Genomic DNA, 26829 nt, shown 5'->3' on the forward strand with positions numbered 1-26829 from the left:
GGTACGGAAGCGGATTCGGACGGCGCGCAGCGGCGGGGGCGCCGCAACGCCCGCGCCCGTTTCGATGGTCACTAGGGTAGTGGTGTGGCTCGGGATGCGCCACCGCAAACGCGGGCCACCGCGGCCAGCGGAGCGTCAGCGGTTGCCGGGACCGATCCCAGAGCCTTCGCCGGTCGTCCCAGGCGACGAACAACCCGGAACTCCAGGGTCTGGCCGCTCTACTAATTCGCTAGCAAGACGCCGGCGCTCCGCCGGCGTCCGACGCGGCCGCTCTCGCCAGGTATCAGCCCCCATGCGCAATTTTCTCGGAAGCTACAGTTCCAATCGTCAGCAACGCAACGCCCTGCGCGCCCTGCCCGTCCAGCGCAAGGTCGCCAACTGCACCTGCGGCCAGGCCATCTTCTTTCCCAACAGCGAATGCCTGGCCTGTGGCAACGCCCTGGGCTACGCCCCGGACCAGGGCACGCCGACGGCGCTGCTGCCGGGCGAAGGCGGTCTCTGGCAGTTGCCCGAGGCCGGCAGCGGCCTCTATCGCCGCTGCGCCAACCTGGACACGCCCGCTGCCTGCAACTGGCTGGTGCCGGCCGATTCCGGCAATGAATTCTGCGTGGCCTGCCAGCTCAACCACACCATTCCGGATCTGTCCTTCGAGGGCAACGGCGAGCGCTGGCGCAAGCTGGAGCTGGCCAAGCGGCAACTGGTCGCCCAGTTGCTGGGGCTGGGGCTGGGGCTGCAGGTGATCCCCCAGACCGTGGATGCCGAGCACGGACTCGCCTTCGACTTCCTCGCCCCCGACGCCACCGGCACCCCCACCACCGGGCATGCCAATGGCCTCATCACCCTGAACATCCTCGAAGCGGACGACGCCCACCGGGAAAAGGTCCGTGCCGACATGCACGAGCCCTATCGCACCCTGCTCGGGCATTTCCGCCACGAGGTCGGGCATTACTACTTCGATCGTCTGGTCGCCGGGACCGACTGGGAAGAGCCCTTCCGCGCCCTCTTCGGCGACGAGCGCGCCGACTATGGCGAAGCCCTGCAGCGCCACTATGAACAGGGCGCACCGGCCGGCTGGGAAAGCCAGTACGTCAGCGCCTACGCAACCATGCATCCCTGGGAGGACTGGGCGGAGACCTGGGCGCACTACCTGCACATGATGGATACCCTGGCCACCGCCGCCAGCCTGGGCATGAACGCCGGCAGCCTGCAGCTGGACTTCCAGCCCTTTACCCGCGAGGCGCTGTACGAGGCGGAAGACCGCAGCGACGACGAATTCCTCGGCTTCGCCAATGCCTGGATCGAACTGGCGGCCATGCTCAACGAATTGTCCCGCAGCATGGGCCAGCCGGACTTCTATCCCTTCGCCCTGCCCGCCCCGGTGATCGCCAAGCTGCACTTCATCCACAAGGTCATCCATTCGGCCCAGCCCAGCCTGCTGGAAAGGGGCCTCGCCGCGGACGACACGGCAGCCGGCGCCACCCTGGGCGCGACCCTGTGATCCTCGTCCTGCTCAGCCGAGCAGGACGATGCCCCAGACCACGGCGATGATGATCATGGCCACGAACTGCGCAGCACTGCCAAGATCCTTGGCATTCTTCGACAGTTCGTGCCAGTCCAGGGAAATGCGATCCACCACCGCTTCGATGGCGGCGTTGAACAATTCGACCACCAGCGACAGCAGGCAGACCGCCACCAGCAGCGCCCGCTCGCCGCGACTCACGTCCAGCCAGAAGGCCAGGGGCACCAGCACCACGTTGAGCAGCACCAGCGAACGAAAAGCCGCTTCCTGGCGAAAGGCCGTGCGCAGGCCGGCCAGGGAATAGCCGGTGGCGTTGATGACCCGGCGCAGACCGGTCTTGCCTTTGTAGGGAGAGATCACGAAAAAGCTCCATCCAGCAGGGGCGAACCGCCGCCGCGCGTGGACGGCAGGTGCGGAAAAGTGGAAAGCGGGCAGTCACGCCCACGCCGGGCGCCGCTGCCAGCGGACATCAGCCGGACGTGCTCTCCAGCTGCTGCAGCAGCAGGGCCGCCTGGGTGCGGGTGCGGACGCCGAGTTTACGAAAGATGGCCGTGGCATGGGCCTTGACCGTGGCTTCGGAGACATTCAGCTCGAAGGCGATCTGCTTGTTGAGCAGCCCCTCGCAGAGCATGGTGAGCACCCGGAATTGCTGCGGCGTGAGACTGGCGAGGCCGGCACTGGCGGCCTTGGCCTCCTCGCTCAGGGCGGCGGCGCCTTCCACCTGCGGTGGCCACCAGGTATCGCCATCCAGCACCTGACTGACCGCCTGTTGCAGGGTGCTCAGATCGCTGGACTTGGGAATGAAGCCACTGGCGCCGAATTCCCGGGCGCGCTGCACCACCGCCGGTTCTTCCTGGGCCGAGATCATCACCACCGGCACCTGAGGATACTGGCCGCGCAAGAGGACCAGTCCGGAAAAGCCATAGGCGCCGGGCATGTTGAGATCGAGCAGGACCAGATCCCAGTCGGTGCGCTCGGCCAGGCAGGTCTGGAGTTCGGCAATGTCGGCCACCTCGGTGAGCCGCGCCTGGGCACCCAGCCCCAGGGTCAGGGCCTGCTGCAGCGCGCTGCGAAACAGCGGATGATCGTCGGCGATCAGGATCTGGTAGGCAGCCGCCATGGTGTAGCTTTCCTTGTTGTCGTGAGCGCCCCCATCGACCAGGAAGCTGGCGCACGGGCTGCACGCAAGCATGCCGAACGGCGCGGACGGGAGCAAGGCCGGGCGGACCGCGGACGGTAGGCAAGGCCCTGCGGTTTGCGGCACAGTTGCCGTTTTGCCCAAGAGATGCCCCATGCCCAGCGCCGCCCTGCGTGCCGATCTGCTCATGTTGCTCACCGCCCTCATCTGGGGCAGCGCCTTCGTCGCCCAGACCGGCGGCATGGAGCACATCGGTCCCTTTCTCTACACCGGCCTGAGATTCGCCCTGGGCGCCCTCACCCTGGTTCCGCTGCTGCTGTTCCTGCGCCGCCGCGGCCGCCAGCAGCGCCTGACCCGCGACACCCTCAAGGGCGGCCTGCTGATGGGCCTGGTGCTGACCCTGGGCATCAATCTGCAGCAGGTGGGGCTGCTGTTCACCAGCGTGACCAACTCCGGCTTCATCACCGGTCTCTATGTCATCGTGGTGCCGCTGCTGGGGCTGCTGCTCGGCCAGCGCAGCCATCTGGGCACCTGGATCGGCGCCAGCCTGGCGGTGGTGGGCATGGGCCTGCTGAGCATCGGTGACAACTTCCAGGTGGCCTCGGGCGATCTGCTGCAACTGGCCGGCGCCCTGGCCTGGGGCGTTCATGTGCTGCTGGTGAGTCACTATTCCAGTCGCCACGACGCCACGGTGCTGTCGATCCTGCAATTCGGCGTCTGCGCCGTGCTCAGCCTCGCGCTGGCGCTGGCGTTCGAGCCGATCCAGTCGACGCGAATCGTGCTGGCCCTGCCCGAGCTGCTTTATGGCGGGGTGATCGCCGCCGGCATCGGCTACACCCTGCAGGTGTTTGCCCAGCGCGGCGCCATCGCCTCCCATGCGGCGGTGATCTTTTCCCTGGAGGCGGTGTTCGCCGCCTTCTTTGGTGCCTGGCTGCTAGGCGAAGCCCTCAGCGGTCGTGGCTACCTGGGTTGCGTCCTGATGTTCGCCGGCATGCTCGCCGCCCAGCTCTGGCCGCGCCAGGCGCCGGTCGAGGTCAAGCCGGTCAACTAGCGCGCAGGGTCTTCAGTTGCCGGCTGGCCGGGCTGTCCGCCGCCAGCGGCAGGTGATGCTTGGCATCCAGGTAGCGCTCGCTGAAGACATCCAGATAGGCCTCCAGCAGGCGTCCGGCCGGTGCCTCACCGGCCAGTTCCAGGCACAGGGCGGCGACCTCGGCGGTGCACAGGTGCTCGCCGCGAGTGGAGCGCCGCAACCGGTAGCGCGACAGCGCATTGGGCTGAAAGCTCAGCACCGGCAGGTGGTCCAGATAGGGACTCTTGCGAAACATCTTGCGCGCCTCGGTCCAGGTGGCATCCAGCAGCACGAACAGCGGGCGCTGACCGGGGGCCAGCGGCAGGCTCTCGACCACCCGCTCGGGCGCGGCGTATTCGCCGGGAAACACCAGCAGCGGTTGCCACTCGGGCTGCGCGAGCAAATCCGGCAGCGCCGGATCCACCGCCGTGCGACTCCAGCCGAAGGCGTGGGTGTCGGCCACCACGTCGGCGATCAGCCAGCCGGTGTTGCTCGGCTTGAGCGGCTCGACGTCGTGCATCAGCAGGCACATGCCGGCCTGGGTCTGGCGCAGGGGACGCAGGTCGCAGAGGCAGTGGCTGGGCGCCAGGCGGCAATTCGGGCAGCGCGCCATGCGCGAGCCACGAGCGATGAAGGGTTTGATGCTGCGCGCCAGGCGCTCCTGGCGCAAACGGGCCACGGCATGCAGAGGGGTGTCGCTGATCGGGGTCATGCCGGGCTCGCGGGCAAAAGCGCAGTTTACCAGAGCGATCGGGATGCCCGCGGCGGCCAGGCAGGTTACCCTGCGCAGACGCCTTGCGAACCCCCGCCCGCGACCACGGTCGAAACGGGCTCCTCTACGCTGGAGAACACGATGCCTCGTTTTGCTTTGCTCGCCCTGACCCTCGCCCTGCCCTTCACCGTCCAGGCGGCCGAGTCGCTCAAGGACCACGAGCTCAACCAGATGCTGCGCAAGGTGGCCACCGAAAGCAGCCAGGGCACGCCCCGCGCCATCAACGAGGACATCCTCGACCGCGGCTACACCGTGCAGGGCAAGCAGCTGATCAACAACCTCAGCGTCCGCCCGGCCCATGCCGCCCGCATGCGCGAGAATCCGGCCACGGTGCGGGTGCAGCTCGCCGAGAGCGTCTGCCAGAACAACGGCTATCGCCAGTTGCTGGCCCGCGGCGCCACCCTGGTCTATGACTTCACCGAATACCAGACCAACAAGCCGGTCATGGTCGAGCGCTTCCAGGCCGCCGACTGCGGCCTGGGCAAGTAAGCGGAGACTGCGGCCATGACCGAGGACAGCGACGACAGCTACCTGGCCCGCCATGTGGAGCCCAGCGCCGCGGACCTCGGTCAGCGCATCGACGAACTGCTGGCGCACGCCCTGCCGGGCGGCAGCCCCAATCTGGGCCTCTACCGCGAGATGCTGGTGACGGTGGTGCGCATGGCGCAGACCAATCCGGCGCGCTGGGACGCCAAGATCATGCTGCAGACGCTCAAGGAGCTGGAGCAGGCCTTCCGCACCCTGGAGCGCTTTCGCCGGCGGCGCAAGGTCACGGTGTTCGGCTCGGCGCGGACCCGCATCGATCACGGCCTCTATACCCTCGCCCGCGAGCTGGGCAGCGCCCTGGCCCGCCGCGACATGATGGTCATCACCGGCGGTGGCGCCGGCATCATGGGCGCCGCCCACGAGGGCGCGGGGTCCGAAGCCAGTCTCGGCTTCAACATCACCCTGCCCTTCGAACAGCGCGCCAATCCGACCATCGAAGGCACGGATCACCTGCTGTCCTTTCACTTCTTCTATGTGCGCAAGCTGTTCTTTTTGAAGGAGGCGGACGCCCTGGTGCTCTGCCCCGGCGGCTTCGGCACCCTGGACGAGACCTTCGAGGTGCTCACCCTGATCCAGACCGGCAAGAGCCCCCTGGTGCCGCTGGTCCTGCTGGACACCCCCGACGGCCATTTCTGGGACGACACCCTGGCCTATCTGCAGCGCAACCTGCTGGAAGAAGGCTACATCCTCCCCGCCGATCTCAAGCTGGTGCGCCTGGTGCGTTCGCCAGAAGCCGCGGCGGCCGAGATCGAGCAATTCTACGGCAACTACCACTCCACCCGCCGGCGTGACGGCCTGCTGCACATCCGTCTCAAGCACGCCGTGACCCCTGCCTGCCTGGAGCAGCTGGCCGCGGATTTCGCCGACCTCTGCCGCACCCCGGGCTTCACCCAGTTGGCCCCGGGCGAAGGCGAGGCCGACGAAGCCGAGTTCGCCCACCTGACGCGCCTCACCTTCGACTTCCACGGCCGTCACTATGGCCGTCTGCGCGAACTGGTGGACGAACTCAATCGACCGGAGCATTGGGCAGCCACCTAGGTTGGGTTGAGCGCAGCGAAGCCCAACGCTCTCCAACACCAGAATCGATGTTGGTCTGCACTCTGCTCAGGGCAAACCTGCGCGACCGAGGTTGATTGCTGACATCGCGGCCATGGGCCGCTCCTACGGACGCTGAGTTGAGGGTAGGAGCGGCCCATGGCCGCGACGGCGCTGAGCTCGAGTCGTTCCAGGCAAACGCACGGGAAATGGCGACTCCCTTTCCCTTCGGCATCACCGCGACGCGCGCCCTCACCCCAACCCTCTCCCTCAGGGAGAGGGGGTTAGCCGTGCGTGCGTTTGTCTTCCACAATCAGGCCTCACCGCGGGCGGGATGGACCTGCGGTCTGGGTCAAGCGCAGCGAAGCCCGGCACCCAAGGCACTACCGCCGGCTCAGCACCCGGTTGATCCCGTCCATGGCATAACCTCGGTAGGCCAGGAAGCGGCCTTGCTTGGCGCGCTCCTTGGCGTCGGCCGGCGGTGTACCGAACTTCCGGCGCCACACCTCTTCCAGCTGCGCCTGCCAGTCCACATCCGCTTCGCGCAGGGCCGTTTCCACCTGCTCTCTTTTCAGGCCACGCTGGCCCAGTTCTTCGCGGATCCGCATGGGGCCGTAACCGGAACGGGCACGGCTGGCGATATAGCTCTCCAGATAGCGACTTTCGTCGAGCAGGCCATCCTCGGCCAGGCGATCCAGCACCGGACCGAGCAGGCTTTCCTCGGCCCCGCGCCGCCGCAGTTTGCGCGACAGCTCTTCACGGCCATGCTCGCGACGCGCCAGGAGGTCCATGGCGGCGAAACGGATGGCAGCGGTGGTATCCAGTGGATTGCCCAAGGGTGATCCTCCTTATGCGAAAACCCCCGCACGGGGCGGGGGTCGTCTAGAGCACTGGCCGGCGATCAGAAATCGACGTCAGCGTCTTCTTCAGCGGCCACTTCGGCCTTCTGATTGGTCGGCTGGCTCAGCAGCTTCTCGCGGATCGCCTTGTCCACGGCGCCCTTGATCTCGGGGTTGTCTTCCAGGAACTTGGCGGCGTTGCCCTTGCCCTGGCCGATCTTGCTGCCCTGGTAGCTGTACCAGGCGCCCGACTTCTCGATCAGACCCAGTTGCACGCCCAGATCGATGATCTCGCCGTTCAGGTAGATACCCTTGCCGTAGAGGATCTGGAACTCGGCCTGGCGGAACGGCGGTGCCACCTTGTTCTTGACCACCTTGACGCGGGTTTCGCTACCGATCACCTCGTCGCCTTCCTTCACCGCGCCGATGCGGCGGATGTCGAGACGGACCGAGGAGTAGAACTTCAGGGCGTTACCGCCGGTGGTGGTCTCGGGGTTGCCGAACATCACACCGATCTTCATGCGGATCTGGTTGATGAAGATGACCAGACAGTTGGCGTTCTTGATGTTGCCGGTGATCTTGCGCAGCGCCTGGGACATCAGACGCGCCTGCAGACCCACGTGCATGTCACCCATCTCGCCTTCGATCTCGGCCTTGGGCACCAGGGCGGCCACGGAGTCGACGATGATGACGTCGACCGCGTTGGAGCGCACCAGCATGTCGGTGATTTCCAGGGCCTGTTCGCCGGTATCCGGCTGGGACACCAGCAGGTCGTCGACGTTGACGCCCAGCTTGCCGGCATAGTCCGGGTCCAGCGCGTGCTCGGCGTCGACGAAGGCGCAGGTGGCGCCCTGCTTCTGGGCCTGGGCGATGACCGACAGGGTCAGGGTGGTCTTGCCCGAGGACTCGGGACCGTAGATTTCGACGATACGGCCCTTGGGCAGACCGCCGATGCCGAGGGCGATGTCGAGACCCAGGGAGCCGGTGGAAATCGCCGGAATGGCCTGGCGATCGTGATCGCCCATGCGCATCACGGTGCCCTTGCCGAATTGCTTTTCAATCTGTCCCAAGGCCGCGGCCAGGGCACGCTTTTTGTTGTCGTCCATTAGATTCCTCTCGGAGAAAGAAGGGCCAGACGGCCGTGGATACCTGTATAAGTGAACAGTATTAAACCATAGTCGCCCCCTGGTTGCTACACCTGAGGGCCTTTTTCCTCGGTCAGAAACGCCAATAAAACCTCCAGCGCGCGGACCTGGGTCTGCTGGCGGACGGCGGCGCGATCGCCGGCAAAGACCTGCCGTTCAGTGCGCAATTTCTCGCCGTCGCGCCAGGCCAGCCAGACGGTGCCGACCGGCTTGCCCGGCACCGCGCCACCCGGCCCGGCGATCCCGCTCACCGCCACGGCGAAGCGCGCCCCGGCGCGCTGTTGCGCACCCAGCGCCATGGCCGTCACCACCTCTTCGCTGACCGCTCCGACCTGCTCGAACAGGGCCTCGGGCACGTCCAGCTGCAGGGTCTTCTGGCGGTTGGAATAGGTGACGAAGCCGGCCTCGAACCAGGCGGAGCTGCCGGCGATGCGGGTAATGGCTTCGGCGATACCGCCACCGGTGCAGGATTCGGCGGTGGTGACCTGGGCGCCGGCCGCCTGCAGGGCTTCACCGAGGCGTTGGGCCAGGCTGTCGAGGAGGTCCATCGAGAGCTTCCTGTGCAAAGAGACTTAGAAGGTGACCGCGGCAAGCGAGTGGCTGCGGCGACCACTGGTCGGCCTGCACCTTAGACCGGCTTGCCGCCGCGCGTGAGAAAAGATTTACTGAAACCGGTTTCAGGCACCTACAAAAATCTAACAGCGGTACGCCATGAACGATGTCTACCTCCCCGGTCCGCGCGCCACCCGTGCGACCATCGCCGAAGTGGCCGTCGCCGCCGGCGTGTCCAAGGCCAGCGTGTCCCGCTACATCAGCGGTGATCGCCGCCTGCTGTCCGACTCCCTCGCCGCGCGCATCGAGCAGGCCGTGGTCGCCCTCGATTTCCAGCCCAACCAGATGGCCCGCGGCCTCAAGCGCGGTCGCAGTCGCCTGATCGGCATGCTGGTGGCCGACCTGCTCAACCCCTACTCCACCGCGGTCATGCATGGCGTCGAAACCGCCTGCCGCCAGCAGGGCTATTCGCTGCTGATCTGCAATACGGATCAGGACGCCCGCCAGGAGCGCCAGCAACTGGCCGCGCTGCAGTCCTACAGCATCGAAGGCCTGATCGTGAACACCTTCGGCCAGCACGCCGCCGACCTGCGCCAGCTGGGCAGCCGTCTGCCGCTGGTGCTGCTGGACCGCGAACTGCCCGGCGTCGAGGCCGATCTGGTCGGCCTCGATAACCACCAGGCCATCGCCACCGGGGTCGCCCACCTGCAACGCCAGGGCTATCGCGACCTGCTGCTGGTCAGCGAACCCCTGGACGGCACCAGCTCCCGTCGCCAGCGCCTGACGGCCTTCGACACGGCACTGGCCGAACACCCCGGCTGCCGTGGTACCCATTGCGCCCAGGCTGACGATGCCCTGGCGCTGCAGACCGCCCTCGCCACCTTCCTCGCCGCTCCCGGTCCCGGTCCCAAGGCGCTGCTCACCGCCAACGGCGTGGCGACCCTGGCCACCACCCTGGCGCTGCAGGCCCTGGGCGAGCCCCTGTTCGAGCGCTTCGGTCTGTTGGCCCTGGATGATCTGGATTGGTTTCCCCTGGTGGGCGGCGGTATCAGCGCCCTGGCCCAACCGACCCATGCCCTGGGCGTGGCCGCCTTCGAGCGCCTGCAGCGGCGTATCGACGGCGATCGCAGCGCTCCGGTGCAGCAGACCTTCGGCGCGGAGTTGCGTATCCGCCAGTCGACTCGCGCCAGAACCTAGGGGCACCTTTCGTCTTTTTGCCCGTCTTTCTTTGAAACCGGTTTCAGGAGAACAACAATGCCACCGGAGATCGCCATCACCACCTCGGCCTTTGGCGCCGACGGGGTCCGAGCCCAGGGTCAGGCCGCCTGGCTCGATCTGATCGCCGCCGCGGGAGCCTCCCATGTGGAGATCCGCGCCGAACTCTTTACCGAGCCCCCCGACTTCGCGGCCCTGGGCGCCGCCATCCGGGCCGCCGGCCTGGGCTGCGTCTATTCCGTCCCCCTGGAGCTCTGGCCCGAGACCGACGCCGCGCTCTCGCCACGCCTCCCCGCCGCCCTCGCCGAGGCCCGCCTGCTGGGCGCCGATACGCTCAAGGTGTCCCTCGGGCACTATCGCGCCGCAGCCGAGCTGGCGGCGCTCGCCCCCCTGCTGACCGACGCCGGCCCTCAACTGCTGGTGGAAAACGACCAGACCGCCCAGGGTGGCCGGATCGAACCGCTGCGCGCCTTCATCCAGGCGGCGCGGGCAGCGCAGCTGCCGGTGGGACTGACCTTCGATGTCGGCAACTGGCGCTGGCAGGACGAAGACCCGCTGCAGGCCGCCCGCCTGCTCGGCCCGGACGTCCGTTACCTGCATTGCAAGGCGGTGCGCCGGCGTGCCGGTGGCCTACATGCGGTGCCGCCGGAAGCCGCGGACCTGCTGGCCTGGCAGGGGCTGATCACGCACTTCCCCAGCGGCCTGCGGCGGGCCATCGAATTTCCCCTGATGGGTGCGGATCTGCTGGCCGAGACCCGTCGCCAGGTGGCGGCGTTGCGCACCCTGGATGCCCAGGTTCAGGAGGCGCGCCGGCATGGCTGACATCGACATCCTCGCCTTTGGCGAAACCATGACCATGTTCGTCGCCGAGACGCCGGGCGAGCTGGCCACGGTCGGCCAGTTCGGCAAGCGCATCGCCGGCGCCGACAACAACGTGGCCATCGGCCTGAGCCGCCTGGGCTTCAAGGTCACCTGGCTGTCGCGGGTCGGCGATGACTCCTTTGGCCGCTTCGTGCGCGCCAGCCTCGCAGCCGAGGGGCTGGACTGCCGCCGCCTCAGGATCGATCCCCGGCACCCCACCGGCTTTCAGCTCAAGTCTCGCGCCACCGATGGCAGCGATCCGGTGGTCGAGTACTTCCGCCGCGGCTCGGCGGCCAGCCACCTCAACATCAAGGAAGACTTCGACCCCAGCCTGCTCCAGGCGCGTCACCTGCATGCCACCGGTATCCCGCCAGCGCTGTCGCCCAGCGCCCGCGCCTTCAGCCGGCACCTGCTGCAGGCCATGCGCGACGCCGGCCGCAGCATCTCCTTCGATCCCAATCTGCGGCCGTCGCTGTGGGACAGCGAAGACCAGATGCGCCGTGAACTCAACGACCTCGCCGCCCTGGCCGACTGGGTGCTGCCCGGCCTGGCCGAGGGCCGCCTGCTGACCGGCTACGACACCCCGGCGGACATCGCCGCCTTCTACCTCGACCGTGGCGCCAAGGCCGTGGCCATCAAGCTCGGCCCCGAGGGCGGCTACTGGCGCACGCCCGACGCCGAGGGCGAGGTCCCCGGTGTGCCCGTGGCCGAAGTGGTCGACACCGTCGGCGCCGGCGATGGCTTCGCCACCGGCTTCGTCAGCGCCCTGCTCGACGGTCTCGACGTCGCTACCGCCGTCGCCCGTGGCAACTGGATCGGCGCCCGCGCCGTGCAGGTGGTCGGCGACATGGAAGGACTGCCCTACCGTCACGAACTACCCTGATCTACACCCCTACAAGAACAATCAAGCAGGTGACCCCATGAACGCCTCTTCTCTCGCTCCACGCCGCTGGTGGTATCTGATGCCGGTGGTCTTCATCACCTACAGCCTGGCCTATCTCGATCGGGCCAACTACGGCTTCGCCGCCGCCTCGGGCATGGCCGACGACCTGGGCATCACCCCGGCGATGTCGTCGCTGCTCGGCGCCCTGTTCTTTCTCGGCTATTTCTTCTTCCAGGTGCCCGGCGCCATCTACGCCGAGAAGCGCAGCGTCAAGCGGCTGATCTTCTGGAGCCTGATCGGCTGGGGCGGCCTGGCGACCCTGACCGGCATGGTGCCCAACGTCACCCTGCTGATCGCCATCCGCTTCCTGCTCGGTGTGGTGGAAGCCGCGGTGATGCCGGCGATGCTGGTCTATCTCTGCCACTGGTTCACCAAGCGCGAGCGCTCCCGGGCCAACACCTTCCTGATCCTCGGCAATCCGGTGACCATCCTCTGGATGTCGGTGGTCTCGGGTTATCTGATCCATGCCCTGGACTGGCGCTGGATGTTCATCATCGAAGGCCTGCCGGCGGTGATCTGGGCCTTTATCTGGTGGCGGATCGCCGACGAGCGCCCCAAGGACGCCAAGTGGCTCGATCAGGCCGAGAAGGCCCGCCTGGAAGAAGCCCTGAAGGCCGAGCAGCAGGGCATGAAGCCGGTCAAGAACTACGCCGAAGCCTTCCGCTCGCCCAAGGTCATCCTGCTGTCCCTGCAGTATTTCTGCTGGAGCATCGGCGTCTATGGCTTCGTCATCTGGCTGCCCTCGATCCTGCGCAAGGGTGCCCAACTGGACATCGTCCAGGCCGGCTGGCTGTCTTCGCTGCCCTACCTCGCCGCCGTGCTGGCCATGGTCGGCGTGTCCTGGGCGTCGGATCGCCTGCAGAATCGCAAGCTGTTCGTCTGGCCGCCGCTACTGATCGCCGCCCTGGCCTTCCTCGGCTCCTTCGCCCTCGGCACCCAGCACTTCTGGTGGTCCTATGCCCTGCTGGTGGTGGCCGGTGCCTGCATGTACGCCCCCTATGGCCCCTTCTTCGCCATCGTCCCGGAAATCCTGCCCGGCAACGTCGCTGGTGGCGCCATGGCGCTGATCAACAGCATGGGTGCCCTGGGCTCCTTTGCCGGCTCCTACCTGGTGGGCTATCTCAATGGCGTGACCGGCGGTCCCGGGGCGTCCTTCGGCTTCATGGGCGGCGCCCTACTGGTGGCCGTGGTCCTGACCCTGCTGCTGCGCCAGGAGCCGGTCGCCCGCGCCGCGGCGCTCAAGCCCGCCGCCAGTCACTAGAGGAAACGCTGTCCATGAAAAAGAAGGTGATCCACTACAAGGCCCTGTCCCCGGCGCTCACCGCGCGCCTGGAAGAAGCCTTCGACCTGGAATACGTCGACGTCAAGGCGCCGGGCGGCGAAGCCCGGCTGCGCGAGCGTCTGCCCGAGGCTCAGGGCCTGCTCGGCTCCAGCTTCAAGCTGACGCCCGAGTTGCTGGACCTGGCGCCCCGGCTGGAAGCCATCGCCAGCGTCTCGGTCGGCTTCGACAGCTATGACCTGCCCTATCTGCAGCGGCGCGGCATCCTGCTCTGCAACACCCCGGATGTCCTGACCGAAAGCGTGGCCGACGCCGCCTTCGCCCTGCTGCTCGCCACCGCGCGGCGCATCGTCGAGCTGGCCGACTGGGTGCGCGCCGGCCAGTGGCAAGCCAGTCTGGGCGAGGCGCACTTCGGTTGCGACGTCCATGGCAAGACCCTGGGGCTGGTGGGCATGGGCCGCATCGGCCAGGCCATCGCCCGCCGCGCCCACCTGGGTTTCGGCATGCAGGTCAACTACACCGCCCACGCCGCCAAGCCCGAGGTGGACGAGCGCTTCGGCGCGCGCTTCCTGCCGCTGCCCGAGTTGCTAGCGAGCTGCGACTTCCTCTGCGTCACCGTGCCCCTGAGCGAGGAGACCCATCACCTGCTGGGCGCCGCCGAGCTCGCGCGGCTACCGGCCCACGCCATCCTGATCAACGTCTCGCGCGGACCGGTGATCGACGAGGCCGCGTTGATCACGGCCTTGCAGGAAGGCCGCCTGCGCGGCGCCGGCCTGGATGTCTTCGATCAGGAACCCGTGGCAGCGGACTCGCCCCTGCTGCAACTGCCCAACGTGGTGCCTACGCCGCACCTGGGCTCGGCGACCCGGGAGACGCGTGAAGCCATGGCCCGCTGCGCGGTGGACAATCTGCTGGCCGCCCTGGGCGGTCAACGACCGGCGAATCTGGTGAATCCCGAGGTCTGGCAGCGGCGCGAGTGAGCCTTGGCCGTCATTTGTGGTCAGACAAGTATCATCCCCACGGAGAATGCCCCATGACCGCCTTCGACGACCCCCAAGCCTTCGTCAACCGCGTGCGCGAGCAGGCCGCCGATGCCGAGCGCAGCGGCGACATCCCGCGCCTGCTGCAGCTGGTCAACGAACTGGCCACCGCCTTCGAGCGTCAAGCCCGCAGCACGGCGGCGGACAATGCCGAGGTGGCACGTGCCGTCGAGGAATTCGAGCGGCACGAGGGCACCTGATCGGCCTGCCGCTCGTGCAGCCTTTCGCTACCGTGACGGACCCGCGTCCCGAGGTCTAGCGCCAGTGCCCATCGCCCCTTACATCCTGCTCGGCCGGTTGCTCAAGCTGGCCCCGCGGGACGCCCCTGCCCCCTTGCGCTATCTGGGCGCGGCCCTGCTCATCGCCGTCGCGGCCGGCATTCGCCTGAGCCTGGGGATCGACAGCCTGCCCTATCTGCTGTTCATTCCCTTCATCATGGCCGGGGCCTTCTGGTTCGGCCTCGGTCCCGGGATCTTCGCCACCCTGCTGTCGGTACTGCTGGCCGAGACCCTCTTCGTCAAGGCCCCGGCCTATTTCGCGTTGTTCTCCGAACGCTGGGTGTCCCATGCGCTGTTCGTGCTGGTCAACGTCATCATGGCCATGGTCTGCGCGGCCCAGCGCCGCAGCCTGGAGTCCCTCCATCGCTTCGCCGGCAATCTCGGCGAAGAAGTGGCCCTGCGCACCCGGCAGCGGGACCTGATCTGGCAGGCCAGCCCCGACCTGCTCTGCACGGCCACCCTCGAAGGCCAGCTGCTGGACCTCAATCCGGCCTGGACCAGCACCCTGGGCTGGAGCGCAGAGCAACTGCGCCACGAACCCTTCATGGCCTTCGTCCACGTCGAGGATCGCGCCCGCACCGAGGCGGCGCTGGAACGCCTGACGCTTGGCGAACCCGTGTTCGGCTTCGAGAATCGCTATCGGCATCGCGAAGGCGGCTATCGCTGGCTGTCGTGGAATTCGGTCTTGCAGGATGGCCTCATCTATTCCGCGGTACGCGAGGTGACGGCCATCCGCGAGCAGCAGGAAGCCCTGCGCCAGACCGAGGAACAGTTGCGCCAGAGTCAGAAGATGGAGGCCGTGGGCCAGCTGACCGGCGGCATCGCCCATGACTTCAACAACCTGCTGACCGGCGTGATCGGCAGTCTCGACATGCTCAGCCTGAGACTCGCCCAGGGCCGCTACACCGATCTCGAACGCTATGCCACGGGCGCCAAGGGCGCCGCCGAACGCGCCGCGGCCCTGACTCATCGCCTGCTCGCCTTTTCCCGCCGCCAGGCGCTGGACCCCACCGCCACCCAGACCAACGCCCTGGTGCTGGGCATGGAAGAACTGATCCGCCGCTCGGTCGGTCCCCAGGTCGAGATCCACATCGAACTGTCCGAGGCGTTGAATCCCACCCTGTGCGATCCCCACCAGCTGGAGAACGCCCTGCTCAACCTGTGCATCAACGCTCGGGATGCCATGCCCGAGGGTGGGACGCTGCGCATCGTCACCGCCAATCGCCGGCTCAACGACGCCCAGGCTGCCGCCCTGGAATTGCCGCCTGGCGACTATGTGACCCTGGCGGTGCTCGACACCGGTACCGGCATGCCACCCGAGGTCCTGGCACGCGCCTTCGATCCCTTCTTCACCACCAAGCCGGTGGGCATGGGCACCGGCCTCGGTCTGTCGATGATCTATGGCTTCGCCAAACAGTCCGGCGGCGTCGCCCATATCGTCTCGGCACCCGAGCGGGGCACCACCGTCACCCTCTATCTGCCGCGCCTGGTGGACGCCCCGCCGCCGTCGGTCGAGACGCTGCGCCCCTCGCCGTTGCGCTATCCCGCCGGCATGACGGTGCTGGTGGTGGACGACGAACCCCTGGTGCGGACGCTGGTGGACGAGGCCCTGCGCGAACACCGCATCCGCACCCTGGAGGCGACCGATGCCGCCACCGCCCTGCAGGTGCTGGAATCGGACACGCCGCTGGATTTGCTGATCGCCGATGTCGGCCTGCCGGGCGGGCTGAGTGGCTGCCAGCTCGCCGCCCTGGCCCGTGAACGCCGCCCCGGCCTGATGACCCTGCTGATCACCGGCTACGCCGAGGCGGACCTGCCCGGTCAGCCCCTGCCGGTCCCCGGCGTCGAGGTGCTGGCCAAGCCCTTCACCCTGGAAAGGCTCATGACCCAGATCGATCTGCTGCTGGCCGCCCGCGAACAACGACCGCAGGCCTGATGCCGCTGCCCTGAGCCGAGCGGGGCCGACAAATGCCGCCAGTTGATGGACAATACGCGGCTATCCACAGGCAACCGGATCGAAACACCCGCATGAGCGATCTCTCCGCGCACACGCCCATGATGCAGCAGTACCTCAAGATCAAGCATCAGCATCCCGAACAGCTGCTGTTCTATCGCATGGGCGATTTCTACGAGCTGTTCTATGACGACGCCCGGCGTGCCGCCAAGTTGCTCGACATCACCCTGACCGCCCGTGGCGCCTCGGCCGGCAAGTCCATTCCCATGGCCGGCATCCCCTTCCATTCCGCCGAAGGCTACCTGGCCAAGCTGGTCAAGCTCGGCGAATCCGTGGTGATCTGCGAGCAGATCGGCGACCCGGCCACCAGCAAGGGCCCGGTGGAACGCCAGGTGGTGCGCATCATCACCCCGGGTACGGTCAGCGACGAGGCGCTGCTCGACGAGCGCCGCGACAACCTGCTGACCGCCGTGCTGGGCGACGAACGCCTGTTCGGCCTGGCCGTACTGGACATCGCCAGCGGTCGCTTCACCGTGCAGGAACTGGCCGGCTGGGAAACCCTGCTGGCGGAGCTGGACCGTCTCAATCCCGCCGAGCTGCTGATCCCCGACGACTGGCCCGCCGGCCTGCCCGCCGAGAAGCGCCGCGGCGTACGTCGCCGGGCGCCCTGGGATTTCGACTGCGATTCGGCGCTCAAGAGCCTCTGCCAGCAATTCGGCACCGGTGACCTCAAGGGCTTCGGTTGCGACAAGCTGGGCCTGGCCCTCGGCGCCGCCGGCTGCCTGCTGGCCTATGCCAAGGAAACCCAGCGCACCGCCCTGCCGCACCTGCGCAGCCTCCGCCACGAGCGCCTGGACGACACCGTCATCCTCGACGGCGCCAGCCGCCGCAACCTGGAACTGGACGTCAACCTGGCCGGCGGTCGCGACAACACCCTGCAGTCGGTGGTGGACCGCTGCCAGACCGCCATGGGCAGTCGCCTGCTGACCCGCTGGCTGAATCGCCCGTTGCGCAATCGCGCCATCATCGAAGCCCGCCAGGACGCCATCACCTGCCTGCTGGAAGGCTATCGCTTCGAGTCGCTGCAACCGCAGCTCAAGGACATCGGCGACCTGGAACGCATCCTCGCCCGCATCGGCCTGCGCAACGCCCGCCCGCGCGATCTCGCCCGCCTGCGCGATGCCCTGGCCGCGCTGCCGGCGCTGCAGGACGGGCTGACGCAGATGATCGCCCCGCACCTGCTCGACCTGGCCCGGAGCATCCAGACCTATCCGGAGCTGGCCGCCACCCTGGCCCGCGCCATCATCGACAACCCGCCCGCGGTGATCCGCGATGGCGGCGTCATCAAGCGCGGCTACGACAGCGAGCTGGACGAGTTGCAGACCCTGAGCGAGAACGCCGGCCAGTTCCTCATGGACCTGGAGGCCCGGGAAAAGGCCCGCACCGGCCTGCAGGGCCTCAAGGTCGGCTACAACCGCGTCCACGGCTACTTCATCGAGATCCCCAGCCGCCAGGCCGAATCGGCCCCGGCCGACTACATCCGCCGCCAGACCCTCAAGGGCGCCGAGCGCTTCATCACCCCGGAGCTGAAGGCCTTCGAAGACAAGGCGCTGTCGGCGCAAAGCCGCGCCCTGGCCCGCGAGAAGGCGCTCTACGAAGCCCTGCTCGACGAGCTCATCGGCCACCTGGCGCCGTTGCAGGACAGCGCCGCCGCCCTGGCCGAACTGGACGTCCTGGCCAACTTCGCCGAGCGCGCCCTCAACCTGGACCTGAACAAGCCGCGCTTCGTCGAGGAGCCCTGCCTGAAGATCGGCCAGGGGCGCCACCCGGTGGTGGAACAGGTGCTGGAAACGCCCTTCGTCGCCAACGACGTCACCCTCGACAACGACACCCGCATGCTGGTGATCACCGGTCCGAACATGGGCGGCAAGTCCACCTACATGCGCCAGACCGCGCTGATCGTGCTCCTGGCCCATGTCGGCAGCTTCGTCCCGGCGGCCAGTTGCGAGCTGTCGCTGGTGGATCGCATCTTCACCCGCATCGGTTCCAGCGACGACCTGGCCGGCGGCCGTTCCACCTTCATGGTGGAGATGAGCGAGACCGCCAACATCCTGCACAACGCCAGCGAACACAGCCTGGTGCTGATGGACGAGGTCGGTCGCGGCACCAGCACCTTCGACGGCCTGTCGCTGGCCTGGGCCGCCGCCGAGCAACTGGCGCGATTGCGCGCCTGGACGCTGTTCGCCACCCACTACTTCGAGCTGACCGTGCTGCCGGACGGCCAGCCGAGCGTGGCCAACGTCCACCTCAACGCCACCGAGCACAATGACCGCATCGTCTTCCTGCACCATGTGCTGCCCGGCCCGGCCAGCCAGAGCTACGGCCTGGCCGTGGCGCAGCTGGCCGGAGTGCCGGAAGACGTCATCCTGCGCGCGCGCGAGCATCTCGCCCGCCTGGAAGCGGCCAGTTTCAACGGTGAGGTGGGTACGCCGCTGCCGGTGAGCGCGCCAGCCAAGGATCGTCCGCTACAGGCCGATCTGTTCGCCAGCGCCGTCCATCCTCTCATCGAGGAACTGGAACGCCTGCAGCCGGACGACATCACACCCAGACGGGCCCTGGAGCTTATCTACGAATGGAAAAAGCGTATCTGAGTTAACGGATACGAGGGTTCCGGCAATGCTGCTAGAATCCGCCGCCTTAGCCTGAGGAGAACGAGCAGATGACCTTCGTCGTCACTGACAACTGCATCAAATGCAAATATACCGACTGCGTGGAAGTCTGCCCGGTGGACTGCTTCTACGAAGGCCCCAACTTCCTGGTGATCCACCCGGACGAGTGCATCGACTGCGCCCTGTGCGAACCCGAATGCCCAGCCCAGGCGATCTTCTCGGAAGACGAGGTGCCGGCTGGCCAGGAAGCCTTCATCGAACTCAACAGTGAACTGGCCAACATCTGGCCGAACATCACCGAGAAGAAGGACGCCCTGCCTGACGCCGCCGAGTGGGATGGCAAGCCCAACAAGCTCCCCCAGCTCGAACGCTAGGCCTTGCCTGGAATTTCCAGGCAATAAAAAAGGGGGCGGATCGCTCCGCCCCCTTCGTCCCTGTCCCTGTAATCCTGCCACCATCCTGGTGAACTTCGTCCTGAGGTGTTCCTGATCCGCATCCTGCCGATCCGTGTCGTCCCAGACACAGCGCCGATAGTACGCTTCTCCCGCAGGCTGGCAATCTGCCATAGTGCGCCTTTCGATCTCGCCTTGCGCTTCGACCGGAAACAGAAAAACGTTATGTAGCAGGCACTTGGCGTCTTCTCGCGCTGATCAAGCGATGCTTTCTGGCAGCTCCAAGCGATACAGGCTTACGCAGGCTGTAAGCCCTGGCTTACAAGAACACGCAGAAAAAAGCCCGGAAAAATCCGGGCTCCGTTTGGCTGACATTCAGCTAGGCGCGATCAGAACAGCGAATCACTGGACAGGCCGTTACGTTCGAAGATTTCCCGCAACCGCTTGAGCGCCTCGACCTGGATCTGCCGGACCCGCTCACGGGTAAGGCCTATCTCCTGCCCTACCTCTTCCAGGGTGCAGGCTTCATGACCGCGCAGCCCGAAGCGCCGGATCACCACTTCGCGCTGCTTTTCCGGCAACTCCAGCAGCCACTGGTCGATGCTCTGGTTGAGATCCGAATCCTGCAGCAGTTCGCAGGGATCGGTGGGACGGTCATCGGTCAGGGTATCGAGCAGGGTCTTGTCGGAGTCGGGGCCGAGGACCATGTCCACCGAGCTGATCCGCTCGTTGAGGCCCATCACCCGCTTCACGTCTGCCACCGGCTTTTCCAGCAGAGCGGCAATTTCCTCGGGAGAAGGCTCGTGATCGAGCTTCTGGGTCAGCTCCCGCGCGGCGCGCAGGTGCAGATTGAGCTCCTTGACCACATGGATTGGCAGGCGAATGGTGCGGGTCTGATTCATGATCGCCCGCTCGATGGTCTGCCGGATCCACCAGGTGGCATAGGTGGAGAATCTGAAGCCCCGCTCGGGATCGAATTTCTCCACCGCGCGGATCAGGCCCAGGTTGCCCTCTTCGATCAGATCGAGCAGCGACAGGCCACGGTTGATGTAGCGCCGGGCGATCTTGACCACCAGACGCAGGTTGCTTTCGATCATGCGCTTGCGACCGGCGGGATCGCCGCGCTGCGCGAGACGGGCGAAATGCACCTCTTCTGCCGGTGACAGCAGTGGCGAGAAGCCGATTTCATTGAGATAGAGCTGAGTGGCGTCGAGTGCACGGCCATAGTCGGCCAGCTTGGCACCGCGCAGGACCTGGTTGCCGCGCCCGGACAGGGCCTTGGTCATGGCGGTATCGGCGGATTCCTCACCGAAGGGATTGGAATCGAGAAGCAGGACATCGTCGCCGAGATCGTACTCGGTTTCTTGTTTGTTCTGGATCATCTTGAGTAACCCTTACTCGTCTGTGCTTCGAGCCAGGGCGTATCGATACGTTGCCGATGCGCCATGACTCGCCCCCAAAGAGCTGCGGGATCGAGTCGGCGCCTAGCGAATCAGCGATTGGGCAAAAACTGCAAGGGATCCACCGGCTTGCCCTGACGGCGAATCTCGAAATGGAGCTTGACGCGGTCGGTCCCGGTCGAACCCATCTCGGCAATCGTCTGCCCTATCTTGACACGCTCACCTTCCCGAACCAGCAACCTACGATTGTGACCGTAGGCACTGACGTAGGTTTCGCTGTGTTTGACGATAACCAGTTCACCATAACCCCGTAGACCATTTCCCGCATAGACCACGGTGCCATCGGCGGCGGCCATCACGGGCTGACCTTCCTGGCCGGCGATGTCTATTCCCTTGTTTAGGCTGCTGCTGGCCGAGAAGCGACTGATCAACGTACCTTTCGTCGGCCAGGCCCAACCGGCGGCGGATTGGGGGACGTCACGGGTCGGCGTCTGGGCCGGTGTCACCGGCGTCGGCGGCGGTGCCGCGGGCAGATTCGGAGTCACCACCGGGGTGGCGGCGGTGGGGTTGGAGGTCACGGGCGGCGGAATGGGTACCGGGGTCGCCACCGGATTGCCGGGTGCCGGCGCGGAAGCGACAGGGGTGGCCGAGCCCGTGGCCGGCCGGCGGATGATACGACTGGAACCCGTGGCGCTGCCGCCATTGCCGAAGCGGATCACCTGGCCGACATGGATGACATAGGGCGCAGCGAGGCCGTTCTGGGCCGCCAGGGCGCGCCATTCCCAGCCGTTGCGCGAGGCGATGGAAAACAGGGTGTCTCCGCGCTTGACGCGATACTGCCCGGAGGTGACCTGGGGCACGCTGCTGCGGCCATCGCCGCGGTCGACCACCGGCGCTCGCGAGCCGTTGCTCGAACAACCCGTCAGCAGCAGGGCCACGAGCAACGTCGCCAGCCAGCCTGAACGCCCTCGTCCTGGAAATCCTTGCGCTCGGGCCTTCACCCGTTCCTCCCGCAGAGTCTGATCATCTACCGTCCGGCCATCCTGCCGGCCTCAAGCGGCCGCTGCCGTCAGGCAGCCTTGGAGCGCGGTACCGGGGTAACGTTCCCTGTCTCTCACTGGGCCAGAGGTCCGTTGAGCAGGGGCACGAAACGGACGGCGTTGAGTTCGTGGCGGACGAAGCCTTCGGCCTCGCGCACGATCAGCAGGAGCTTCTGCTCCTCGTCGACGCCTACCGGGATCACCAGGCGACCGCCAGGGGCCAGCTGGTCGAGCAGCGCCTGCGGCACTTCCCGCGCGGCGGCGGTGACGATGATGCCGTTGTAGGGTGCCAGTGCCGGCCAGCCTTCCCAGCCATCGCCCCAGCGGAACACCACGTTGCGCAGGTTGAGTTCGAGCAGACGCTCCTTGGCCCGATCCTGCAGCGACTGGATACGCTCCACGGAAAACACCCGCTCCACGGTCTGCGCCAGGATGGCGGTCTGGTAGCCGGAGCCGGTGCCGATCTCCATGACCTTGTCCAGCGGCCCGCCGGCGAGCAGCAGCTCGGTCATGCGCGCCACCATGAACGGCTGGGAGATGGTCTGGTTGTGGCCGATGGGCAACGCCGTGTCTTCGTAGGCGCGATGGGCCAGGGCCTCGTCGACGAACAGGTGGCGCGGCGTACGGCGGATCACCTCCAGCACCTGGGCGTTGGACAGCCCCTCTTCGTAGAGGCGCTGGATGAGCCGCTCCCGGGTGCGCTGGGAGGTCATGCCGATGCCGTGTCTTTGCATATGCTCTTGCCCCTGAGTCATGCCAGCAGCTCCGTCAGCGCCGACAGGCCGGCGAAGCCCTCGCGGAAGGTGCGATCGAACTGCAGCGGCGTCACCGAGACATAGCCTTCCAGCACGGCGTGGAAGTCGGTACCCGGTCCGCCATCCACCGCATCGCCGGAAACCGAGATCCAGTAACCGGCCTTGCCGCGCGGATTGATCTCGCGCACCGGCGGCTTGGCCTGGGCCCGGTGCCCCAGGCGGGTCAGCTGCAGGCCCTTGATCTGCTCGAGCGGCAGATCCGGGATGTTGACGTTGAGCACGGTGCGCGGCGGCAGATCGAAGCGTTCGTGCAGGGCCACGATGCGGGCGGCGATCTCGGCCGCCACCGCCATGTTGTCGGCACTGCGCGACACCAGCGAGAAGGCCAGCGCCGGCCGATCGAGGAACCGTCCTTCCATGGCCGCGGCCACGGTGCCGGAATAGAGGACGTCGTCGCCCAGGTTGGCACCCAGGTTGATGCCGGCTACCACCATGTCCGGCGTCTCTTCCAGCAGGCCATTGAGGCCGAGGTGAACGCAATCGGTGGGCGTGCCGTTGACGCCCAGGTAGCCATTGGGCAGGCGCTGCGGATGCAGGGGGCGGTCCAGCGTCAGGGCACTGCTCACACCGCTCATGTCATAGAGCGGCGCGACTACCTGGCACTCGTAGTCCGCACGGGCGGAGAGCGCGGCATGCAGCGCGGCGATACCGGGGGCCAGCACCCCATCGTCGTTGGCGATCAGAAGTCGCATGGATGTTCCGTCTGCCCTGCCTCGCCAAGCGTTACCAGCTCGCGAACCACTGCGGTGGCGAAACAGCCGGCCGGCAGGACGAATTCGAGTTGCAGAATGTCAGGAGCGGGATAATGCCACGTCAGGCCGCCGATGGGGAGGCGCAGGATGCGCCGTTCATGCGAGAGGCCGGCACCGGCCAGCCAGGCGGGCAGCTCTCCGGCGGCCTCTGCGACCTGCCGCTCCAGGTCTGCGGCCGGCCCCTGCACCGGCGACTCGCCGGCGCCCCACAGGGGGCCGGTGGGGTGCAGATCGAGCGCCGCCAGGCGCGGATCGGTCAGATCGGCGGCGGTGGCCGGAAAGTGGCTGCGGCTGTCGGTGAAGGCCAGCAGATCGCCCTCCTGCGCCCGCTTCCAGGAGCCGTCGGCGATGCGCCCGGCCAGCACCTGATTGAACAGCCAGCTGCGCGCGGCGGACAGGGTGCGCGAGCGCCGATTGCGTTGCTCGGGCAGGCGCTGCTCGCGGGCGCACTGCTGAGCGTCCGCCAGGTTGCCGCCCTGATAGCCGAAGCGCTGCGGACCGAAATAGTTGGGCACGCCGCCGGCGGCGATGGCCTGCAGCCGCGCCTCCAGCGCCACCGGATCGGCCTGGAGCCCGGTCAGCCGCAGGCGGAAGCCGTTGGCGGCATGGGCGCCGCGCTGCAGCTTGCGGCGGTGGCGACCCTGCTGGAGGATCACCAGCGTCTCGTCGCAGGCGGCCGCGAGATCCGGATCGGCCTTGCCGGGAAGGTGCAGGCTGAACCACTGGCGGGTCAGGGCCTGGCGATCCTTGAGACCGGCATAGCTGATCGCCCGCTGCGGCACCCCGGCGGCGCGCGCCAGGCGGCGCACGGCTTCCTCGGTGTTGAGGCCGCGCTTCTCGACCCACAGCCAGAGGTGCTCGCCATCACCGCTGAGCGGGATGTCCAGCACCTCGTCCACCTGGAAGTCCTCGGCGCTGGCCTTGAGGATCGCCTGGCCGCAGGGCTCGCCATGGGCGCGCGGCCCGAGCAGCTGGTCTTCGGTCATAGCGGCAGCAGGAGGGCCACGGCGTGTACGGCGATGCCCTCTTCGCGCCCGACGAAACCCAGGCGTTCGGTGGTGGTGGCCTTGACGTTGACCTGACCCAGCTCGACCTGCAGATCCTCGGCGATGGCCTGGCGCATGGCTTCGATGTGCGGCGCCATCTTGGGCGCCTGGGCGGCGATGGTGCCGTCGACGTTACCGACCTGCCAGCCCTGCTCGCGGACCAGGCCGACCACATGACGCAGCAGCACCCGACTGTCGGCGCCCTTGAAGCGCGGATCGGTATCGGGGAAATGCTTGCCGATGTCGCCCAGGGCGGCCGCGCCCAGCAGGGCATCGGCCAGGGCATGCAGCAGCACGTCGCCGTCGGAGTGGGCGACCAGGCCACGGTGATGGGGAATACGAATGCCGCCGAGGGTGATGAAGTCGCCCTCGCCGAAGGCGTGAACGTCGAAACCGTGACCTATGCGCATGAAGAGAGACGCCCTTGAGACTGACAGGGCGTCGATTCTACCGGCTGGGGACAGCTCCCGTCGCCCTCAGGGGGTCGTGAGCGCCGCTGCGTGATGCCGCAGATGGTCGTCGATGAAGCTGGCGACGAAGAAATAGCTGTGGTCATACCCCGGTTGCAGACGCAGTTCCAGCGGATGGCCCACGGCTTCCGCCGCGCGCTGCAGCGCCTGGGGCTTGAGCTGTTCGGCGAGGAAGCTGTCCTGCTCGCCCTGGTCGATCAGCAGCGGCAGGCGCTCCTCGGCCTTGGCCAGCAGTGCACAGGCGTCCCACTCGGCCCAGGTGCTGCGGTCCTCGCCCAGGTAGTTGGAGAACGCCTTGTGCCCCCAGGGACAATCCAGCGGATTGACGATGGGCGAGAAGGCCGACACCGAGCGATAACGACCGGGATGCCGCAAGGCGCAGATCAGGGCGCCATGGCCGCCCATGGAATGACCGCTGACGCCGCGACGATCCGAGACCGGGAAGTTGGCCTCGATCAGCGCCGGCAATTCTTCCACCACATAGTCGTGCATGCGGTAGTGCCGGGCCCAGGGCTGCTGGGTGGCATTGACGTAGAACCCCGCCCCCAGGCCGAAATCCCAGGCCTTCTCGGGATCGTCCGGTACGCCTTCGCCGCGCGGACTGGTGTCCGGCGCCACCAGCACCAGGCCCAGCTCGGCGGCCAGGCGCTGGGCACCGGCCTTCTGCATGAAGTTCTCGTCGGTGCAGGTCAGCCCCGACAGCCAGTAGAGCACCGGCAGGTCGCTGCGCGCCTCCGCCTGGGGCGGCAGGTAGACGGCGAAGGTCATGTCGCAGTCGAGACTGCGGGCGCGATGGCGATAGCGCTTGTGCCAGCCGCCGAAACTCTTGTTGCTGGAGAGCAGTTCGAGACTCATGGTCATCTCCCGGACAGGGGGCGCCCCTGGGCGCCCGACTGGCGATCAGTAGTGGACGACGGTGCGGATGCTCTTGCCTTCGTGCATCAGCTCGAAGGCCTCGTTGATCTGCTCCAGGCCCATGGTGTGGGTGATGAAGGTGTCCAGCGGGATCTCGCCGCTCTGCGCCTTGCGCACATAGCCGGGCAGTTCGCTGCGGCCCTTGACGCCGCCGAAGGCGCTGCCGCGCCAGACACGCCCGGTCACCAGCTGGAACGGCCGGGTACTGATTTCCTGGCCGGCCCCGGCCACGCCGATGATCACCGACTCACCCCAACCCTTGTGGCAGCACTCCAGCGCTGCACGCATCAGGTTGACGTTGCCGACGCACTCGAAGCTGTAGTCGACGCCGCCATCGGTCAGCTCGACGATGACCTCCTGGATCGGCTTCTGGTGATCCTTGGGATTGATGAAGTCGGTGGCACCCAGTTCACGGGCGATGTCGAACTTGGACGGATTGATGTCGATGGCGATGATGCGGCTGGCCTTGGCCATCTTGGCGCCGATGATGGCGGCCAGGCCGATGCCGCCCAGGCCGAAGACGGCGACGGTGGCGCCCTCTTCCACCTTGGCGGTGTTGAGCACGGCGCCGATGCCGGTGGTCACGCCACAACCCAGCAGGCAGACCTTTTCCAGGGGCGCTTCCTGGGGGATCTTCGCCACCGAGACCTCCGGCAGCACCGTGTACTCGGAAAAGGTGGAGCAACCCATGTAGTGGTAGATCGGCTCGCCGTTGTAGGAGAAACGGGTGGTGCCGTCGGGCATCAGGCCCTTGCCCTGGGTGGCGCGTACCGAGCTGCACAGGTTGGTCTTGCCGGATTTGCAGAATTTGCACTGACCGCATTCGGCGGTGTACAGCGGGATGACGTGATCGCCCACGGCGACCGAGGTCACGCCCTCGCCCACCGCCTCGACGATGCCACCGCCCTCGTGACCGAGGATGCAGGGAAAGACCCCTTCGGAATCCTGACCCGAGAGGGTGTAGGCATCGGTGTGGCAGACACCGGTGGCGACGATGCGGATGAGCACCTCACCGGCCTTGGGCGGCTCGACGTCCACTTCGACGATCTTGAGGGGCTCGTTGGGCGCGAAGGCTACGGCGGCGCGGGACTTGATCATGGTCGACTCCAGAGGGGCGAAAAAACGAGAGGACCAGTTTAGACGCC

The 26829-nt window shown here is 67.1% G+C and carries 27 protein-coding genes; 13 read left to right on the plus strand and 14 right to left on the minus strand.

The annotated features are described in order from the left end of the window. Positions 1-292: 292 nt before the first annotated feature. Entirely contained in the window at positions 293-1498 is a 1206-nt protein-coding gene (locus POR01S_RS11870) for a zinc-binding metallopeptidase family protein (protein WP_042136021.1), read from the plus strand. 12 nt (positions 1499-1510) lie between these two features. On the opposite strand, the gene POR01S_RS11875 is transcribed toward POR01S_RS11870, so the two are convergent. Together POR01S_RS11875 and erdR are read right to left on the minus strand one after the other, a co-directional pair. Next, positions 1511-1879, minus strand: a complete 369-nt coding sequence (locus POR01S_RS11875; protein WP_007159374.1) for a diacylglycerol kinase — start codon at positions 1877-1879, stop codon at positions 1511-1513. A gap of 109 nt (positions 1880-1988) precedes the next feature. Further along, complete coding sequence (gene erdR / locus POR01S_RS11880) at positions 1989-2639, minus strand: response regulator transcription factor ErdR (RefSeq protein ID WP_042136023.1); 651 nt, start codon at positions 2637-2639, stop codon at positions 1989-1991. A gap of 172 nt (positions 2640-2811) precedes the next feature. On the opposite strand from erdR, the gene POR01S_RS11885 reads away from it, so the two are divergent. Next, positions 2812-3708: a DMT family transporter gene (locus tag POR01S_RS11885; RefSeq protein WP_042136025.1), complete on the plus strand. Its 897-nt coding sequence runs from the start codon at positions 2812-2814 to the stop codon at positions 3706-3708. Here the strand turns inward: POR01S_RS11885 and POR01S_RS11890 are convergent. Beyond that, the gene (locus POR01S_RS11890; RefSeq protein ID WP_042136028.1) at positions 3701-4438 is read right to left on the minus strand and encodes a tRNA-uridine aminocarboxypropyltransferase; all 738 of its coding nucleotides are present in this window, start codon (positions 4436-4438) and stop codon (positions 3701-3703) included. The genes POR01S_RS11885 and POR01S_RS11890 overlap by 8 nt on opposite strands. A 141-nt stretch (positions 4439-4579) precedes the next feature. Here POR01S_RS11890 and POR01S_RS11895 point away from each other — a divergent pair, with 141 nt between their 5' ends. Next, a complete protein-coding gene (locus POR01S_RS11895) occupies positions 4580-4987 on the plus strand; it encodes a quorum-sensing-regulated virulence factor family protein (RefSeq protein ID WP_027597050.1) in 408 nt (135 codons plus the stop codon). A 15-nt stretch (positions 4988-5002) separates the two neighbouring features. Next, on the plus strand, positions 5003-6082 hold the full coding sequence (locus POR01S_RS11900) for an LOG family protein (protein ID WP_042136030.1): 1080 nt from the start codon (positions 5003-5005) through the stop codon (positions 6080-6082). Positions 6083-6462: 380 nt separating this feature from the next. Here POR01S_RS11900 and recX read toward each other — a convergent pair whose 3' ends face one another. The 3 genes from recX to POR01S_RS11915 form a co-directional block, all read right to left on the minus strand. Then, positions 6463-6915 carry a recombination regulator RecX gene (gene recX / locus POR01S_RS11905; RefSeq protein ID WP_007159380.1) on the minus strand — a complete coding sequence of 151 codons (453 nt, stop codon included), beginning with the start codon at positions 6913-6915 and terminating at the stop codon, positions 6463-6465. Positions 6916-6980: 65 nt separating this feature from the next. Further along, on the minus strand, positions 6981-8024 hold the full coding sequence (gene recA / locus POR01S_RS11910) for a recombinase RecA (protein WP_007159381.1): 1044 nt from the start codon (positions 8022-8024) through the stop codon (positions 6981-6983). 86 nt (positions 8025-8110) lie between these two features. After that, positions 8111-8611 carry a CinA family protein gene (locus tag POR01S_RS11915; protein ID WP_027597052.1) on the minus strand — a complete coding sequence of 167 codons (501 nt, stop codon included), beginning with the start codon at positions 8609-8611 and terminating at the stop codon, positions 8111-8113. Positions 8612-8774: 163 nt separating this feature from the next. Here POR01S_RS11915 and POR01S_RS11920 point away from each other — a divergent pair, with 163 nt between their 5' ends. The 9 genes from POR01S_RS11920 to fdxA all read left to right on the plus strand — a co-directional run bounded on the left by POR01S_RS11920 (position 8775) and on the right by fdxA (position 19228). Further along, positions 8775-9812, plus strand: a complete 1038-nt coding sequence (locus POR01S_RS11920) for a LacI family DNA-binding transcriptional regulator (protein ID WP_042136032.1) — start codon at positions 8775-8777, stop codon at positions 9810-9812. Positions 9813-9869: 57 nt separating this feature from the next. After that, positions 9870-10652 carry a sugar phosphate isomerase/epimerase family protein gene (locus POR01S_RS11925; RefSeq protein ID WP_042136034.1) on the plus strand — a complete coding sequence of 261 codons (783 nt, stop codon included), beginning with the start codon at positions 9870-9872 and terminating at the stop codon, positions 10650-10652. Then, entirely contained in the window at positions 10645-11574 is a 930-nt protein-coding gene (locus POR01S_RS11930; RefSeq protein ID WP_042136035.1) for a sugar kinase, read from the plus strand. Before POR01S_RS11925 ends, POR01S_RS11930 begins: the two co-directional genes overlap by 8 nt. 37 nt (positions 11575-11611) lie before the next feature. Further along, a complete protein-coding gene (locus POR01S_RS11935; protein ID WP_042136037.1) occupies positions 11612-12895 on the plus strand; it encodes an MFS transporter in 1284 nt (427 codons plus the stop codon). A gap of 14 nt (positions 12896-12909) precedes the next feature. Then, positions 12910-13893: a 2-hydroxyacid dehydrogenase gene (locus POR01S_RS11940; protein WP_027597057.1), complete on the plus strand. Its 984-nt coding sequence runs from the start codon at positions 12910-12912 to the stop codon at positions 13891-13893. Positions 13894-13946: 53 nt separating this feature from the next. Then, the gene (locus tag POR01S_RS11945; protein WP_007159388.1) at positions 13947-14153 is read left to right on the plus strand and encodes a hypothetical protein; all 207 of its coding nucleotides are present in this window, start codon (positions 13947-13949) and stop codon (positions 14151-14153) included. 64 nt (positions 14154-14217) lie between these two features. Next, complete coding sequence (locus tag POR01S_RS11950) at positions 14218-16167, plus strand: ATP-binding protein (RefSeq protein ID WP_042136039.1); 1950 nt, start codon at positions 14218-14220, stop codon at positions 16165-16167. A 92-nt stretch (positions 16168-16259) separates the two neighbouring features. After that, positions 16260-18836 (plus strand): DNA mismatch repair protein MutS, encoded by a 2577-nt coding sequence (mutS, locus tag POR01S_RS11955; RefSeq protein ID WP_042136041.1) that lies wholly within the window; start codon positions 16260-16262, stop codon positions 18834-18836. Between the two features lie 68 nt (positions 18837-18904). Further along, positions 18905-19228, plus strand: coding sequence for a ferredoxin FdxA (fdxA, locus tag POR01S_RS11960; RefSeq protein ID WP_007159459.1), 324 nt, complete (start codon positions 18905-18907; stop codon positions 19226-19228). A gap of 407 nt (positions 19229-19635) precedes the next feature. Here the strand turns inward: fdxA and rpoS are convergent, their stop codons facing one another. The 8 genes from rpoS to POR01S_RS12000 form a co-directional block, all read right to left on the minus strand. Continuing rightward, positions 19636-20628 carry an RNA polymerase sigma factor RpoS gene (gene rpoS / locus POR01S_RS11965; RefSeq protein WP_007159460.1) on the minus strand — a complete coding sequence of 331 codons (993 nt, stop codon included), beginning with the start codon at positions 20626-20628 and terminating at the stop codon, positions 19636-19638. 110 nt (positions 20629-20738) lie between these two features. Beyond that, positions 20739-21584, minus strand: a complete 846-nt coding sequence (locus POR01S_RS11970; RefSeq protein WP_007159461.1) for a peptidoglycan DD-metalloendopeptidase family protein — start codon at positions 21582-21584, stop codon at positions 20739-20741. Positions 21585-21760: 176 nt separating this feature from the next. Next, positions 21761-22399: a protein-L-isoaspartate(D-aspartate) O-methyltransferase gene (locus tag POR01S_RS11975; RefSeq protein ID WP_007159462.1), complete on the minus strand. Its 639-nt coding sequence runs from the start codon at positions 22397-22399 to the stop codon at positions 21761-21763. Between the two features lie 38 nt (positions 22400-22437). Beyond that, positions 22438-23193, minus strand: a complete 756-nt coding sequence (gene surE, locus POR01S_RS11980) for a 5'/3'-nucleotidase SurE (RefSeq protein WP_027597061.1) — start codon at positions 23191-23193, stop codon at positions 22438-22440. Further along, positions 23181-24239, minus strand: a complete 1059-nt coding sequence (gene truD, locus POR01S_RS11985; RefSeq protein ID WP_042136045.1) for a tRNA pseudouridine(13) synthase TruD — start codon at positions 24237-24239, stop codon at positions 23181-23183. Before truD ends, surE begins: the two co-directional genes overlap by 13 nt. Further along, entirely contained in the window at positions 24236-24709 is a 474-nt protein-coding gene (gene ispF / locus POR01S_RS11990) for a 2-C-methyl-D-erythritol 2,4-cyclodiphosphate synthase (protein ID WP_027597063.1), read from the minus strand. The genes truD and ispF overlap by 4 nt, the downstream gene beginning before the upstream one ends. A gap of 66 nt (positions 24710-24775) precedes the next feature. Beyond that, positions 24776-25630: an S-formylglutathione hydrolase gene (gene fghA / locus POR01S_RS11995; protein ID WP_162180673.1), complete on the minus strand. Its 855-nt coding sequence runs from the start codon at positions 25628-25630 to the stop codon at positions 24776-24778. 39 nt (positions 25631-25669) lie between these two features. Beyond that, a complete protein-coding gene (locus POR01S_RS12000; protein WP_027597065.1) occupies positions 25670-26782 on the minus strand; it encodes an S-(hydroxymethyl)glutathione dehydrogenase/class III alcohol dehydrogenase in 1113 nt (370 codons plus the stop codon). Positions 26783-26829 lie beyond the last annotated feature (47 nt).

The organism is Pseudomonas oryzihabitans NBRC 102199, assembly GCF_000730625.1.
GTDB classification, from domain to species: Bacteria; Pseudomonadota; Gammaproteobacteria; order Pseudomonadales; family Pseudomonadaceae; genus Chryseomonas; species Chryseomonas oryzihabitans.